We start from the raw sequence: 13,954 nt of genomic DNA, 5'->3' as shown, positions 1-13,954 counted from the left end.
CGGCTACGGGCGACAGACACCGTTCCGGCGTGCGGGCCCGGGGCGGTCCGCGGTCCGTCCGGTCAGTAGGACTTCGGGAAGCCGATCTCCTGGCTGATGTGGTTGTAGGCCATCTGCTGGGTGACCGGGGCCAGCCGCGTGAGGTTGACCTCGCGCCACCACCGCTCGACGTCGTACTCCTTCGCGTACCCCCACCCGCCGAAGGCCTGCATCGACTGTTTGACGGTCTCGATGCCCGCCTCGACGGCGGTCGCCTTGGCGACGTTTGCCTCGTAGCCACAGGGCTCGCCGCGGTCGTAGAGCCACTCCGCTTTCTTGCGCATCTGGACCGCGGCCTCCATGCGTGCGTAGGGTTTCGTCACCGGGAAGGAGACGCCCTGGTGGGCCCCGACCGGCTGGCCGAACACCTCCCGCTCGCCGGCGTAGTCGATGGCCGTCCGGGCGGCGAGCTTGCCGATCCCGGTCGCGGCGGCGGCGAAGGCGACTCGCTCGGGGTTGAGCATCTCCAGCAGCGCGGGCCAGCCACCGTCGACCTCCCCGAGCACGTTCTCGGCGGGGACGCGGACGTCCTCGACGAACACCTCACAGGAGTTGGAGTAGTTGATCGCGTGTTTCTCGATGGGCGAGACCTCGATGCCGGGGTCGTCCATGTCGACGACGACCAGGCTGATCCCGTCGGTGGACCGGTCGGCCTCCTCCCGGGGGGTCGTGCGCGTGACCAGCACCATGTTGTCGGCGATGTCGGAGAAGGTGATCCACGCCTTCCGGCCATTCAGAACGAACTCGTCGCCGTCGCGTTCGGCGCGGGTGGCGACGTTGAGCGTGTTCGTTCCGGCGTCGGGCTCGGTGATCCCGATGGAGAACATCCGCTCGCCGCTGGCTATCCCGGGCAGGTATCGCTCCTTCTGGGCCTCGGTGCCGTACTCGCGGATGCCGACCGCGGCCATCCCGGCGGTGAGGACGAGATACCACGTCCCGGCCATGCCGGTCCCCTCGGCACACAGCGTCTCCATGGCCGTCCCCATCTCCCCCAGGCCCATGCCGGCGCCGCCGTACTCCTCGGGGACGAGCAGGCCGTGAAAGCCCGCCTCGCCGAGTTCGTCCCAGAAGGCCTGGGAGAACTCGCCGGCCTCCTCCTTCTCGCGCCAGTGCTCGGGCCCGAACTGCTCGGCGACCTCCGCGGCCGTCGACCGGACCATCTCCCGTTCGGGGCTCTCGCTGAAGTCCATCGTTGTCCCGCGTAGGTGGCTGGCGTCCGTATGCTTTGCCCCGGCGGACGGCGCCCGGTCAAGGGTATCCTGCCAGCCGACAGCCCGGGGCGTCACCGGTCTTTATTTCACCCCCGTCCATACGCGAGTGCATGACACACACCGGGTGGTCCGCATGACGGAGCGTGACGTGTTCCTGCCGGTCGGCGCCCAGCCCTCGCTGGACGCGCTGGTCGACCAGATCGAACGGGCAGAGGAGCTGGGGTACGACCGCGCCTGGCTCCCCGAGTCCTGGGGCCGGGAGGCCGCGACCGTGCTCGCGACGGCGGCCGAACGGACCGACGAGATCGGGCTCGGAACGAGCATCCTGAACGTCTACTCGCGGTCGCCGTCGCTTCTGGGCCAGCTCGCGGCCAGCCAGCAGGAGGCCTCGGACGGCCGGTTCCGGCTGGGCGTCGGCCCCTCCGGCCCCATCGTCATCGAGAACTGGCACGGCCGCGACTTCGGCAACCCGCTGCGACACACCCGCGAGACCATCGAGGTCGTCAAACAGGTGCTCTCGGGGGAGGTCGTCGACTACGACGGCGAGTACCACGACCTGGAGGGCTTTCGGCTGCGGTGTGACCCGCCCGAGCCGGCCCCGGCGGTCGACGCCGCCGCCCTGGGTCCCAAGGCCGTCGAACTGGCGGGCCGCTTTGCCGACGGCTGGCACGCCGTCAACTACACCCGCGAGGGCCTCCGGGAGCGGCTCGCGGACCTGGAGCGGGGTGCCGAACTCGGCGACCGGTCGGTCGACGACCTCCGGGTGACGCTGTCGGTGGGCTGCTGTGCTCTGGAGGACGGCGACCGCGCCCGGGAGCTGCTCGTCCAGCACACCGCCTTCTACATCGGCGGGATGGGGACCTACTACCGGGACAACCTCGCCCGGCAGGGCTACGAGGACGTCGCCCACGAGGTCTACGACGCCTGGCAGGAGGACGACCGCGAGCACGCCATGACGCTCGTCCGGGAGGAGCTGCGCGACCAGATGGGGGCGGCCGGTACGCCCGAGGAAGCTCGCGAGGAGCTGCAGTCGTTCCTCGACGTCGAGGGCGTCGACGCGGTCAACGTCTCCTTCCCCCGCGGCGCGGAGGTCGAGGAAGTCATGCGGACGATGGAGGTCATGGCACCCGACGCCTGAACGGGTCCCCCCCGCGTCGCATCGCCACACGCCGGGGTCGGGGGAGCGGCGACAAGTAAAGAGCTATGTGTCCGGGTATCGAACACCACGGCTATGCAAAACGCTGTAATTGTTGACGCGGTTCGCACACCCTTCGGCAAGCGCGACGGCTCGTTCCGTGACACCCACCCGCAGGACCTGGCGGCCGAGCCGCTGCTCGCGCTGCAGGAGCGCAACGGCTTCGACCCCGAGACGATAGAGGACGTCGTCTACGGCTGTGTCTCCCCGGTCGACGAGCAGGGGATGAACATCGCGCGGCTGGCTCCGATGGTCGCCGGCTGGGGCGACGGCGTCCCCGGCGTCCAGCTCAACCGGATGTGTGGCTCCGGCCAGCAGGCGGTCAACTTCGCCGCCAGTATGGTCATGTCCGGCCAGCACGACGCGATGATCGGCGGCGGCGTCGAGCACATGACCCGCGTCCCGATGGGCAGCGACGGCGACGGCCTGACGGACACGTACTTCGAGCACTTCGACGAGCTGACCACGCAGGGCGAGGGCGCCGAGCGGATCGCCGAGGAGTACGGCTTCACCCGCGAGGAACTCGACGAGATCGCCGCCGACTCCCAGCAGCGCTGGGGCGAGGCCCAGGAAGCGGGCCACTACGACGAGCAGCTCACCCCCGTCGAGACCGAGGTCGACGGCGAGACGGTCACCGTCGAGCAGGACGAACACCCCCGGCCGAGCACCGACGTGGAGACGCTCTCCAACCTCCCGCTTTCCTTCCGCGAGGAGGGCAACGGCTTCCACCACCCCGGTAACTCTTCGGGGATCGTCGACGGCTCGGCGGGGCTACTCGTGACGAGCGAGGAGGCCGCCGAGGAGCACGGCTGGGACCCGATGGCCCGCGTCGTCGCCACCGAGGTCGTCGGCGTCGACCCGATCACGATGCTGAAGGGGCCGATCCCCGCGACGCAGAACGTCCTCGAGCAGGCCGACATGAGCGTCGACGACATCGACCGCTTCGAGGTCAACGAGGCCTTCGCCTCCGTCGTGGCCGCGTGGCTCGAGGAGACCGGTGCCTCCTGGGAGCGGACGAACGTCGACGGCGGCGCCATCGCCCACGGCCACCCGCTGGGTGCGACCGGCTCCGCGCTGCTGACCAAGCTCGCCTACCAGCTCGAGCGGGACAACCTCGACTACGGCCTCTCGGCGATGTGCATCGGCTTCGGCCAGGGGATCGCCACGATCATCGAGCGGGTCTAAACCGGCCGTCGTTCAGTCGTCGGACCCGGTCTCGGCGTCCTCGCCGCGCATCTCTTCGACGCCCTCGTAGCTCTGCTCGCGTGCGAACGCGGCCTCGTGGCTGTCGAGCGTGACCATCCGCATGAACAACCCCTCGCTGTCCTCGCCGACCTGGGTCACGCGGTACCGGTAGTAGCCGTACCCGAGCAGGAACCAGCCGACGAGCAACAGCCCCGCCTCTGGAACCCGCAACAGCGTCACCAGCCAGAAGCCGGCCGCGACGGTCATCCCGCCGACGACGACGAAAAGCAACCCACGGTACCGTCGGAAGCGCAGCGTCGCGTTCCGGTAGTGTTCGGGGAAATCCACCGGGAGATTCCACAGCGCGATGGCGGCGAAAAACAGCGCCGTCAGCGTCGCCAGCGCGATGAACACCGAGAGCTCGACGACCTCCTGCTGGACGACCGTCGCGAGGAAGACCGGCGGGACGCCCAGCGCCAGCACCGAAATGTGCGGGGTGCCGAGCGTGGGGTGGATGCGGGCGAACTCTTCGGGGAGGATCCCGTCGCGGGCGGCGCGCATGACCGTCCGCGACCCGACCAGCAGCGTGGTGTTCACCGTCGAGAGCACGGCGAAGATGGCTCCGAGCGCGACGAATCCGGCCGCCCACGAGGGCAAGAATCGGGTGGCAGCCACCGCGACCGCCGCCTCCGTCCCCCCCAGCTGTTGCCAGGGCATCACGCCGACGAGCACGACGGTCAGAAGCAGGTAGACGACGGCGACGATGACGATCCCCGACAGGAGGGCGATCGGGATCGTCCGCCCGGGGTCGTCTATCTCCTCGCCGAGTTCGGTCAGCAGCCCAAAGCCCAGGTAGGGATAGAAGAGGGCGACGACCGCGACCGCGAAGGGGCCCGGACCCTCGGGGAAAAGCGGCGTGTAGTTCGCGGTGTCGACGGCGAAGGCACCGGGAAGGATGAAGGTCGCGAGCGCGGCCACGAGCAGGGCAAGGAAGACGACCTGCAGCCGGGCGACGGTCTTGACGCCCAGCAGATTGACCACCAGCACGAAGACCAGGAAGCCGTAGATCAGCAGGTCGGCGGGGAGACCGACGAAAAACCGGGTGTACTCGGCGAAGCCGATGGCGGCAAACAGCAGGCTGGCCCACGTGACGACCGAGAGCGTGAAGGGGACGAGAAACCCCCAGAAGGGCGAAGTGAGCCGGGAGATGTAGACGTAGAGGCCGCCGGCGACGGGCATCGCCGACCCGAGCTGGGCGTTATAGAGGACGACGAAGGCCGCGGGGACAGCCGCCACGAGGGCGGCGAGGACGACGCTCGGGCCGGCCGAGCCCGCCAGCGGCCCCGGCAGGACGAAGATGGGGATACTGATCGCGTTGCCGACGACCAGCGCCATCACGCCGACGAGCCCGACCCGCTCCGTCAGTACCGAGTGGTCGTCCGACACGGGTTCTCCCTACGAGCCGCCTCCGCCCCGCTCGGAGGTCTCGGCTCCCACCTCACCGTCCGTGTCGTCGCCGGACCCCCGGGCGGCCCGGCTGGCGGCGAGTTTCCACTGTCTGTACCGGTGGCCGAGGAGGTATCCCCCCACACCGCCGGCGACGGGACCCAGCGCCATCCCGACCGGCCCGGAGAGCAACAGAAGCGACAGCGAGAGCTGCTGGGTGAGAAACGGTGCGGCGATCCCGACTCCCATCCCGACGACGAGCGCGCCCTCGGGGTACTGGCGCGCGGACACCCGGCGCTCGAGGTCGTCGAGTTCCGCGGGGTCCGTCCTGAACCGTCCGACTGGCATGCGTTAGCACCCACAATGGTGTGGCATATAAATTTTCACTCCGTGGTCGGTTCCGGGAGCGCCGGTCGGGGCTGGCCGTCCGGTCGCGGCTGTCCTCGCCGCGGACCTCAAGATTCAATCCCGTCCGGTCCAACGGGGGGGGTGATGTCGGCCTTCGCGGTCGTGTCGTACAACATCCGCCACGCCACGCTCGACGAGGGGCGGGACGCCTGGCCGCGGCGGAAGGCGGCGGTGTTCGACCTGCTCGGGGACCTGAACCCGGACGTGCTCGGCCTGCAGGAGAGCACCGGCGACCAGCACGCCGAGGTCCAGCAGCGGCTGTCGGGCTACGAGTGGGCAGGCGTCGGCGAGCCGGGGTCGGGGGCGCACAACCCCGTCGGGGTCTGCGACCGGTTCACCCTCCAGGAGGCGGAGACGGCCTGGCTCTCCGAGACGCCTGCGGTTTCGGGCAGCGTCGGCTGGGACGCCTCTTTCGCCCGCGTCGTCACCCAGCTCCGCCTCCGCGACGCCGTGACCGGCCGGGAGCTGGCGGTGCTCAACACCCACTTCGACCACCAGGGGCCGACCGCCCGGGCCGAGAGCGCCCGGCTGCTGCGCGACCGGGTCGACGCGCTGGACTGCGAGGCGGTCGTCCTCGGGGACTTCAACGCTCGCCCCGGCAGCCAGCCCCACGACGTGCTGACCGGCGAGGGCTACGACCGCCCGCTCGCGGATGCCCGCGTCCGCGCGACGACTGTCGAGGGGCCGGAGACGACGGTTACCGACTTCGAGTCGCCGGACCCGGGTCGGGAACTCGACCACGTCTTCGTCACCGACGGGCTGGCGGTCGACCGATACCGGGTCTGTGACCGGGCCCGCGAGAACGGCCGGTACCCCTCCGACCACCTGCCCGTGTTTGTCGATCTTCGCTTCCGGTGACCGACCGGGCAGTCTGTCGGTCCAGCGGCCGCAGAACGCTCTCGTCGGAGAGTGTCTGGTGTTTGTGGTGAGCATCCGCGCGCCTGCGGCGCGCGGTTCGCCGTCAGAGCGAGGCTCTGACGAGCTCTCGTTCGGTCCCCTCACGAGGACCCCGCTCGCGCCGCCGGCGCGAGCGGCCTTTTTGGCCCACGTTTTTCAAGGAGTGGTTCCGCAGCGAGCCGGAGGGTCGCGAGGAAACCCGACGCAGAAAAAGGTGGTAGTGGGCCAACGCGGATTCTCACGCGCGAACCTCGCGCTCGCTCCGCTCGCGCCCCGCGACGCCCTGTATCAGCCTGCTGGCTCAACGGCGATTGGACTGGAGGCCCGGACTAATGGAACCCAACTCAGATTTGATCGACATCGAGCCAGCAGAGGCAAAACGAATGTACCTCGATCAGCGGAGTGGTGAAGTGTCTGAGAGTACGCTTCAGGCACACGACTACCGACTCAGGCACTTTGTTCGGTGGTGCGGAGAGGAAGATATTGATAACCTGAACACGCTAACAGGGCGTGACTTACACCAGTACCGGACGTGGCGGCGCGACGATGGCGACCTGAACAACGTGACGCTGGTTACACAGCTCTCGACGCTCAGGGTGTTCGTCAAATGGTGTGAGCGGATCGATGCTATGGAAGACGGTCTGCACGACAAGATACTCCTCCCAAGCCTCTCGAAACACGAAGACCAGCGGGACGCGATGCTCAATGCCGAGGAAGCCGAAGAACTTCTTCAGTATCTCCGGACCTTCGAGACTGCAACCCGGACGCACGCACTTATTGAGGTTCTGTGGCATACGGGGATGCGTATCGGCGCGGTCCACAGCCTCGATCTTGACGACTACGATCCGGAGGAACAGTATCTTGAACTCAGACACCGACCGGATAGTGGAACGCGGCTGAAAAACAAAAAAGACGGTGAGAGATACGTTGCGGTCACCGCTGAGGTCTGTGATGCTCTTGATGCGTACATTCAGTACAATCGCATTGAGGCGGTGGATGATAGCGGTAGAGAACCACTATTCACAAGCAAATACGGGCGGCCCGGCAAAAGCTCTCTACGGGACAGTATTTACCGAATATCCCGTCCGTGCGTCTACACTGGAGATTGCCCACATGGACGCGAGATCGAATCGTGCGAAGCAATGGACCGGAACAAGGCGAGCAAGTGTCCGTCGAGCGTCAGCCCTCATGCAATCCGGCGGGGCTCAATCACGAACCATCTCTCTGAGGATGTGCCGGAAAAAGTCGTTGGCGACCGCATGAACGTGAGTCTGGACGTTCTGGAGAAACACTACGACCGACGAACCGAGGAAGAACGAGCGGCGCAACGAAGAGAATATTTGGATGAATTATAGGATTGTGAAAAAATTCGTTGAAATCTCCCAGAACTGATAGGCACCGCGTGCTGAATACAGAGCGTGGGCCAGCCACGAGAAACACTCTCTTTCGACCCCACGCATATCAGTTGAAGGGCATGGATACTATTCTCGTTGCCACCCTACACATTCAGCACTGAGTGTATATCTATTTAATTGAACTAAACGGTACCCCCCTCAGAATTTATACCAGAGAGACTTTTTCAACACGCTGGCCATATCGATTGTATCGATGGGTAACATCCCACCCTTCGATTATGAATTTAAGCAGATAGACATTGATGAGTTCTTTGAGAAGGACAGCAGCCAAACCGTGAATTTCGAGATCCTCGTTGCCGCGCTAATTTCGTCGATGCTACTGACAACCACGGAGGTCAGCCCAATTCTACATCCAATCTCGAAGTTAGTTGCTATCTCCCTGTTGGTACTGACACTGGCGCGGCGGATGTCACTGGATAATCGTCGTGCCTATCAAGAACGACTAATCGCAGGGACAAACTGGCCAATCTTCGCTGGAACCTTCTTCGGGATTCTCTACGTATTACTATCGTTAGCGGAGCAGACTGCCACGATAGTACCGCTTAGCCCGTACATTTATCTCTCTGTTTTCTTGATGGTGTTTCCGATTGGAACTGTTGTAGTATACGAAATAATGTACCGAGACCTCACCCTCTGGTTTGTACTTCTATATTACAACAAATATGTTGAGCACAGGGGGGATCCATTTGGCGATGCACTGATCAAATTGGCACCTTCAGCAGTGAAATCACCACTATACGATCTTTCACATACGCTTGATTTATTTCAGAGGTTGAGTGATACCCCTACTGAGCAGCAGTCGTTCATTATAAGGGTCGCATCTGGCATCGGAGCAATCCTTGGAGTCGTCCTGGTTTTGTTAATGCTTGCTGTTGGGACACCTGTTCTACTCTACTTTGTGACTGATAGTGTCTTGATTTCGGTACTGCTAAGCGTGTCACTCGGGCTTGGTTCCATACTTCTCATCGCCCTATTGACGTTCACTTACGCACGATACGGTAATTCATCATTTGAGACACCAATTGGAGCAAAGCGCCAATTTTCGCTCGTGCTGTTGTTGTATCTCACCATAATCATTGATAAGCAGAGCCCTGCTATTCTTCGGATGATTGGATTGTAGGATCATTTGGATATGCGTGTTGAACATGCGCCCTATATTCAGCACGGCAGTTGAAACATACCACTGCTTAACATTTTTAATTATCAAGAAATGTGGGAGAAGGACGAGTGCATGCATGATGAGAGATCTCGGCTGTCTACGGGGACGCAAGTGGTGACCTCAGACTTCACATCATGGAGGGGGAGAAGCCGGCTAATCTGAACTCCCCGAAGGCGCAGAGGTGCAGGAGAAATACGGTTCAAATCCCTCAAAAAATCGGAGTTATTTCTCTTATTTTCTCATTGGAATTTGTCGATAGTACCGCTAAACATCCCTCTCGATTACGAGCAAAGAATCGAGAGAAAATCGGATGGGCCAACGCGGCCTGAGGTAGACAGGTTCCCGGTCGGGGTCGTAGCGAGTCATCAGATGTCCTCCGGGAGGTGGTCGCGGCGCCGACGCATCCGCTGGCGCTTGGACGCCTTGTCGTAGTGTTTCTCCAGTACCTTCTCGCTCACGTCGCCGCGGTCGCTGACGACCGCACGGGGAGTTCCAGCGTCACGATGGGCGGTGATCGAGCCGGTCCTAACGGCGTGGGGCGAGAGAGACGACGGACAGCCAGGGGCGCCGTCGTGGGTGTTGTACTCGCAGGTGGCGGGTTCGTAGTCGTGTGGGCACGGCTCACCGATGACACAGGGTCGGGTGAGCCGATACGCCCAGTTCTGGAAGGTCGTCAGAGAGGGACGCCCGTACTGAGTCGTGATCAGGGGAGCCCGGTCGAAGTCGTCGGTCACCTCATGTCGGTTCGGGCTGTCAATATAGTCCTGAATCACCGAGGCGACCGGCGGAGAGATCGACACGTCGCGCTCGCCCGCTGCGCCGTTCTTGAGCGCGGTGTCGGACTCGGGACGATGGCGGAAGCAAAGGGCGCGCTCGTCACGGTCGAAGTCGTCGAGGTCGAGCGCCCGAACGCCGCCGCGACGAGCTGACGTGCGCCACAAGATGAGCATGGCGACGTGTTCCGAGGATGCGTAGCGGAATTCTCGGAGGTAGTCGAGGATGGCATTCGCCCGTGCGGATTCGAGGCGGGTGTCGTCGCTTCCGTCACCGTTCACGTTTGGGAGGCGGATGCGTTCGGGGAGTTCCTCGGGAACAGCGTCGATATCGACGAGATGGGAGAGGAATCGGCGGATGGTCGACACCTGTCCCTGCATGGTCACGTCGTTGCAGGTGTCGTCGTCGCCGTTGTCCTCCCGTTTGTAGACCCGGTAGGCGTGGAGGGTCTGGAGGTCGACGTCGTTCATGTTGGTGACCTCCTGGTCTTTTAGCCAGTCCGTGAAGGACCGGAGGCGGGATTCGTGGCTCCGCATGGTGCTGTCCCGGAGGTCGTACCGGCGGGCATCGAGGTAGTAGTCGAGCGCAGCATCCGGAGTGATGGGGTCGAGGTCGTCGGTCATGACGACCCTCCCTGTTCGGTATCCGTGTTTACTGAGCAGTCTTTGTGGAACACGAACCACCTTGTTTCGACGCTGGAACCGCCACCTCGAACCGTGGTGCCGAACAGCGGTGGCTGGGGTGCAAGGTCAACAACGGTCCGGAAATCGACAGACTCGTCTGAGAATTTGAACACCAGGGTTCCACCGAATTTCAGAACTCGGAACAGCTCAAGGAATCCTTGGCGGAGGTCCGATTGCCAGGTTTCTGCTTTCAGCGCGCCGTATTTCTTGGTCATCACCCCGGTGAGCGTTTTCATACCATCGCCGCGGATGATGTGGGGCGGGTCAAACACCACGAGGTTGAACGTCCTATCTGGGTATGGCAGGTCCCTGTAATCCTGCACCTCGTCGGGGGAGACCTCGTAGTTCGGATTGTTGGGCGGGTCTGCTACCGCCTCGTCGACAAATCCGGCTGGCTCTTCGCGGCGGTCGATATAGAGCGTATCCTCCCGGTTCTTGTTTTCGTCGAGCCAGATGCTGCGACCACCACAGGTCGCGTCGAGTATTGTCTCAGAGACGCACCTTGAGCTGTCCTCGGTCCGGTCAATAGCGTCCGGAGATTGAGTATCAGGAGTCACGCGACGAACCTCCTGATGGTGCCGGTCACGTCTTCCTCGCAGTAGCGACACCAGAATTCCACCTCGTCGCCCTGGTCCTCGTGGTCGAAGGTATGATGGATCGTCCGGCGGTGGCAGTTCGAGCACTCGTGCTCGTAGTGGTCGAGCTGAGTCACGCGCGACCCTCCTTTCGGAGCGCCTGGCGCGTCTGCCGCTGAATGCGTTCGATGGCTCGCGCCGGGGTCGGGTCCGTATAGTCGGTGATAGTGGCCTGCCAGGCCATCACCGATCCCTCCGAGAGCAGGAAGCGCGAGGAGTCCGGCTATTTTTATTCGATAGCGCCGCTACGTGCCGGTGGGGCGTACGCCCCGATTCGGTTCCGTCGTTCATAGCTGGGGGACGGGACCACCATCGGGCCGTGCTGTAACACGGCCCTTTCTGACGACGCCGAGCCAGTAGTCGGTGGCCCGCAGTGAACACAATTAACCGTATAGTGCATAAATGTATCGAACATCCATATCCTACTTTTTCGGGAACAATATTATATAAAGAGTGAATTAGGTGAGGCAGGGAGCATAGATATCGTCAATGCGTCTATCTGGTTCTTGGCAGAGTGTGTGGGACGACCGCATTCTGGAGTGGATGAGAGAGAACGACGGGAGCGGGACGCCGAAGCAGATCAGCGATAGTGGGTTGATTAGAGTCTCACGGACACAGATCGGGAGACGAATGAAGAAGCTTGCCGAGCACGACCTACTCAGGCACGTCGGGAATGGCGCGTATGTGATCACCGACGAGGGGAAGGCATACCTGGAGGAGGAGTACGACGCCGAAGAAGGGGTGTACGTGAATCAAGAGACTCCAGGAGAGAACAGCCCTGAATCCAGCCAGGGAATGAACGACGCATAATAGCTTACCGCCCTCCATAATGACCATACGAAGAACAGCGAGATGGCAGCAAGCCCTGGACGACCGGATTCTGGAACATCTGAGCGAGGAATCGTGGTCGACACCGCGGTTCATCGCCAGCCTGCCACAAGTTTACGCTACCGAGGCGAAGGTTAGGGAACGGTGCCGTGTTCTGGCGGATGTAGATTTGGTCGCTTTTCTCACCGAAGATATGGACTTGGTGGAGTTGACGACATGGGGAAGAAAGTACCTCGACGGGGAGATCGATGTCGAACTGTATCCCCCTCCTCGACACCCGCAGGTATTAGAGAATATTGCTGGTAGATAAGTTCAAGTAATCCGAATGTATGTAAATTGGCGTGTACCAGTTCACGCCTGACGAAATCGACAGGCGACGCGCTCATCATCAAGCGGTGAAACAGGATGCTGACGACCTGGATGTGAAGCGGATCGGGAACCTTGGCGAGATGGCATTCGAGAGTTTCTGCCGAGAATATCTGCCCACCGAGATGTGGGAATGGGAGAACGAGGAGGCGATGCGGAGATGTAATCCCGAAAGTTACTCTGGCTACGACTTTCAGGTGTTCGAGCACGAGGTCGACGTGAAGACTTCACGTGACGTGTCGGCCTTCCGTCCCGAGGAGATAATCGAACAGGATGACGACGATGAGATTATTGTGATGATTTGGCACCGGGACAACGAGGATAGCCTGATCCTGCTGGGGTGGGAGAGAGTCGATGCACTTCTCTCGAAAGTGGAGATGGAAGAGCAGTACTCGGGTCAAGAGCCGGAGAAGCTGGATCATTTGGCGATGCGTCCGATGAACGAAATGATCGACCTTGGACCGAATACAGCTCACATGAATCAAACCCCTGAGAATCCATTCGAACCAGGAGATCGGGTGGTTCGGAAAGGGGACGAAGATGCATCTGAGGCGGTGGTCGTCGAGGTCTTACCTCCTGAATCGCAGATAGAAATTTACGGGCAGGAATTCGACGGAGAGGCCGTCCGAGTGGCTTTCCCGAGCGCGTTGTACGACGGGCCAGGAGACTGGCGGGATATAGACGAGGCGCTTCTTTCCTCCTACTGCGACGACCAGGATATCAAGCTCTACACCTACAAGCACAGCAATTTAGAGTTCGCGTAGGACCGCACCCACGTTCCTGCCTGCTGTAGCGGGCGGGCTTTCGCGTTGGGATGGGGGCCGTCCCTCCGGTCGGCCCCGTGCGCTCCGGTCCTCACTCCGGCCCCCATGGCAGGGGGCCATCGTTGCGGTCCTCGCTTGGGGCGATTGTGGCGGCGGGCTACGAAATCGGCCTTCGATCCCGAGTCGGAGGGGACTGCACCACCGAGGTATTGGGTGGCCCGGTCGGTGGGTGGGCGATGTGGGATAGTGGGGCAAGCAGCTCACCACGCTCAACAAATCGGAGGGGACCACTCCGATTGGGTAGCCGCCCGGGTACCAGATGCCCAGCCAGAACAGCGAACGCAGCCTAGCCCAGCTCCATCAATAGATCAAGAATTATCCCGGTTTGAAGAATCTTTTTGACGTGAGGGCGGACCTCGAAAGACGGGCCTGGAGCGGTTGGAGGAATTATTAATCCGAGGTGTTTCTGCAGGGTTCGAATAGGGTTTGGAGTCAATATCATGTGTTGGAGTAGATACATTTGTATACTCATACGAACCAGTAGGTTCTGGAAATGAGGTCCAGAGAATTCCTTTAAAATGATAGGAAAACTGCGCGGAGAACAAAATGAGTGAAATATACGTCGGGGTGGAAAGGACCGCAAACCACAGAAGGATCGTCGAAATCCAAAATAACAGCCTCAATATGAACATCGGGATAAAGAATATCAATTTTATTAGGCTAATTAGTAATACTGGGATGCCAGCATCGTTACTTAGTTTCTCCAAGTCGTGATAAAAACTGGAATTGTTCCCATCACTTACATAGAGGGTGGGATTGGCCATCCTCCTGAATTTTTTACCAGTGGGCAAATAGGCGCGGAGATAAGTGGTCATACTTAGCATTTCACGTTTGGTAACCGATTTGAGCTTCCGCTCACCTTCCTCAGCGTCCGGTCCGTATATAGATC

Annotated in this window: 12 protein-coding genes and 1 pseudogene; 7 read left to right on the top strand and 6 right to left on the bottom strand. The window is 61.8% G+C overall.

Features of this window, described 5'->3' with window-relative positions; all coding sequences use genetic code 11:
* Positions 1 to 62: 62 nt before the first annotated feature.
* Positions 63 to 1,229, bottom strand: coding sequence for an acyl-CoA dehydrogenase family protein (locus tag GN153_RS01905; RefSeq protein ID WP_159899214.1), 1,167 nt, complete (start codon positions 1,227 to 1,229; stop codon positions 63 to 65).
* Between the two features lie 154 nt (positions 1,230 to 1,383).
* On the opposite strand from GN153_RS01905, the gene GN153_RS01900 reads away from it, so the two are divergent.
* Entirely contained in the window at positions 1,384 to 2,388 is a 1,005-nt protein-coding gene (locus tag GN153_RS01900) for a TIGR04024 family LLM class F420-dependent oxidoreductase (protein ID WP_159899212.1), read from the top strand.
* Positions 2,389 to 2,481: 93 nt separating this feature from the next.
* Entirely contained in the window at positions 2,482 to 3,630 is a 1,149-nt protein-coding gene (locus tag GN153_RS01895; protein WP_159899210.1) for a thiolase family protein, read from the top strand.
* Positions 3,631 to 3,642: 12 nt separating this feature from the next.
* Here GN153_RS01895 and GN153_RS01890 read toward each other — a convergent pair whose 3' ends face one another.
* Together GN153_RS01890 and GN153_RS01885 are read right to left on the bottom strand one after the other, a co-directional pair.
* Positions 3,643 to 5,076: an APC family permease gene (locus GN153_RS01890; RefSeq protein WP_201287788.1), complete on the bottom strand. Its 1,434-nt coding sequence runs from the start codon at positions 5,074 to 5,076 to the stop codon at positions 3,643 to 3,645.
* Positions 5,077 to 5,085: 9 nt separating this feature from the next.
* A complete protein-coding gene (locus GN153_RS01885) occupies positions 5,086 to 5,424 on the bottom strand; it encodes a hypothetical protein (RefSeq protein ID WP_201287787.1) in 339 nt (112 codons plus the stop codon).
* Between the two features lie 144 nt (positions 5,425 to 5,568).
* On the opposite strand from GN153_RS01885, the gene GN153_RS01880 reads away from it, so the two are divergent.
* From GN153_RS01880 to GN153_RS01870, 3 genes are all read left to right on the top strand, one after another.
* On the top strand, positions 5,569 to 6,342 hold the full coding sequence (locus tag GN153_RS01880; RefSeq protein WP_159899208.1) for an endonuclease/exonuclease/phosphatase family protein: 774 nt from the start codon (positions 5,569 to 5,571) through the stop codon (positions 6,340 to 6,342).
* Between the two features lie 371 nt (positions 6,343 to 6,713).
* Positions 6,714 to 7,736, top strand: coding sequence for a tyrosine-type recombinase/integrase (locus GN153_RS01875; protein WP_159899206.1), 1,023 nt, complete (start codon positions 6,714 to 6,716; stop codon positions 7,734 to 7,736).
* A 253-nt stretch (positions 7,737 to 7,989) separates the two neighbouring features.
* Positions 7,990 to 8,916 (top strand): hypothetical protein, encoded by a 927-nt coding sequence (locus GN153_RS01870; RefSeq protein WP_159899204.1) that lies wholly within the window; start codon positions 7,990 to 7,992, stop codon positions 8,914 to 8,916.
* A 404-nt stretch (positions 8,917 to 9,320) separates the two neighbouring features.
* Here the strand turns inward: GN153_RS01870 and GN153_RS01865 are convergent, their stop codons facing one another.
* Genes GN153_RS01865 through GN153_RS01855 form a run of 3 tightly spaced genes read right to left on the bottom strand, consistent with a single transcriptional unit; the run spans position 9,321 to position 11,124 of the window.
* Positions 9,321 to 10,352, bottom strand: a complete 1,032-nt coding sequence (locus GN153_RS01865; protein ID WP_159899202.1) for a tyrosine-type recombinase/integrase — start codon at positions 10,350 to 10,352, stop codon at positions 9,321 to 9,323.
* Positions 10,349 to 10,969, bottom strand: coding sequence for a class I SAM-dependent methyltransferase (locus tag GN153_RS01860; RefSeq protein ID WP_201287786.1), 621 nt, complete (start codon positions 10,967 to 10,969; stop codon positions 10,349 to 10,351). The genes GN153_RS01865 and GN153_RS01860 overlap by 4 nt, the downstream gene beginning before the upstream one ends.
* Positions 10,966 to 11,124, bottom strand: coding sequence for a hypothetical protein (locus GN153_RS01855; protein WP_159899200.1), 159 nt, complete (start codon positions 11,122 to 11,124; stop codon positions 10,966 to 10,968). The genes GN153_RS01860 and GN153_RS01855 overlap by 4 nt, the downstream gene beginning before the upstream one ends.
* Before the next feature lie 439 nt (positions 11,125 to 11,563).
* Here GN153_RS01855 and GN153_RS01850 point away from each other — a divergent pair, with 439 nt between their 5' ends.
* Both GN153_RS01850 and GN153_RS01845 read left to right on the top strand, forming a co-directional pair.
* Entirely contained in the window at positions 11,564 to 11,857 is a 294-nt protein-coding gene (locus GN153_RS01850; protein ID WP_236544732.1) for an ArsR family transcriptional regulator, read from the top strand.
* Positions 11,858 to 12,216: 359 nt separating this feature from the next.
* A pseudogene (locus GN153_RS01845) lies at positions 12,217 to 13,002 on the top strand (hypothetical protein); the annotation flags it as partial.
* Between the last annotated feature and the right edge of the window lie 952 nt (positions 13,003 to 13,954).

The sequence above is a fragment of the Salinirussus salinus genome (genome assembly GCF_009831455.1).
GTDB lineage: Archaea > Halobacteriota > Halobacteria > Halobacteriales > Haloarculaceae > Salinirussus > Salinirussus salinus.
Note: the sequence above shows the minus strand (reverse complement) of the source record. Positions and strands in the feature narration are given on the sequence as shown.

Excerpts from the sequence above, each read along its gene's own strand:
- GN153_RS01875 (WP_159899206.1), top strand. The coding sequence starts at position 6,714 with ATGGAACCCAACTCAGATTTGATCGACATCGAGCCAGCAGAGGCAAAA.
- GN153_RS01885 (WP_201287787.1), bottom strand. The coding sequence starts at position 5,424 with ATGCCAGTCGGACGGTTCAGGACGGACCCCGCGGAACTCGACGACCTC.
- GN153_RS01895 (WP_159899210.1), top strand. The coding sequence starts at position 2,482 with ATGCAAAACGCTGTAATTGTTGACGCGGTTCGCACACCCTTCGGCAAG.
- GN153_RS01900 (WP_159899212.1), top strand. The coding sequence starts at position 1,384 with ATGACGGAGCGTGACGTGTTCCTGCCGGTCGGCGCCCAGCCCTCGCTG.
- GN153_RS01905 (WP_159899214.1), bottom strand. The coding sequence starts at position 1,229 with ATGGACTTCAGCGAGAGCCCCGAACGGGAGATGGTCCGGTCGACGGCC.
- GN153_RS01870 (WP_159899204.1), top strand. The coding sequence starts at position 7,990 with ATGGGTAACATCCCACCCTTCGATTATGAATTTAAGCAGATAGACATT.
- GN153_RS01865 (WP_159899202.1), bottom strand. The coding sequence starts at position 10,352 with ATGACCGACGACCTCGACCCCATCACTCCGGATGCTGCGCTCGACTAC.
- GN153_RS01880 (WP_159899208.1), top strand. The coding sequence starts at position 5,569 with ATGTCGGCCTTCGCGGTCGTGTCGTACAACATCCGCCACGCCACGCTC.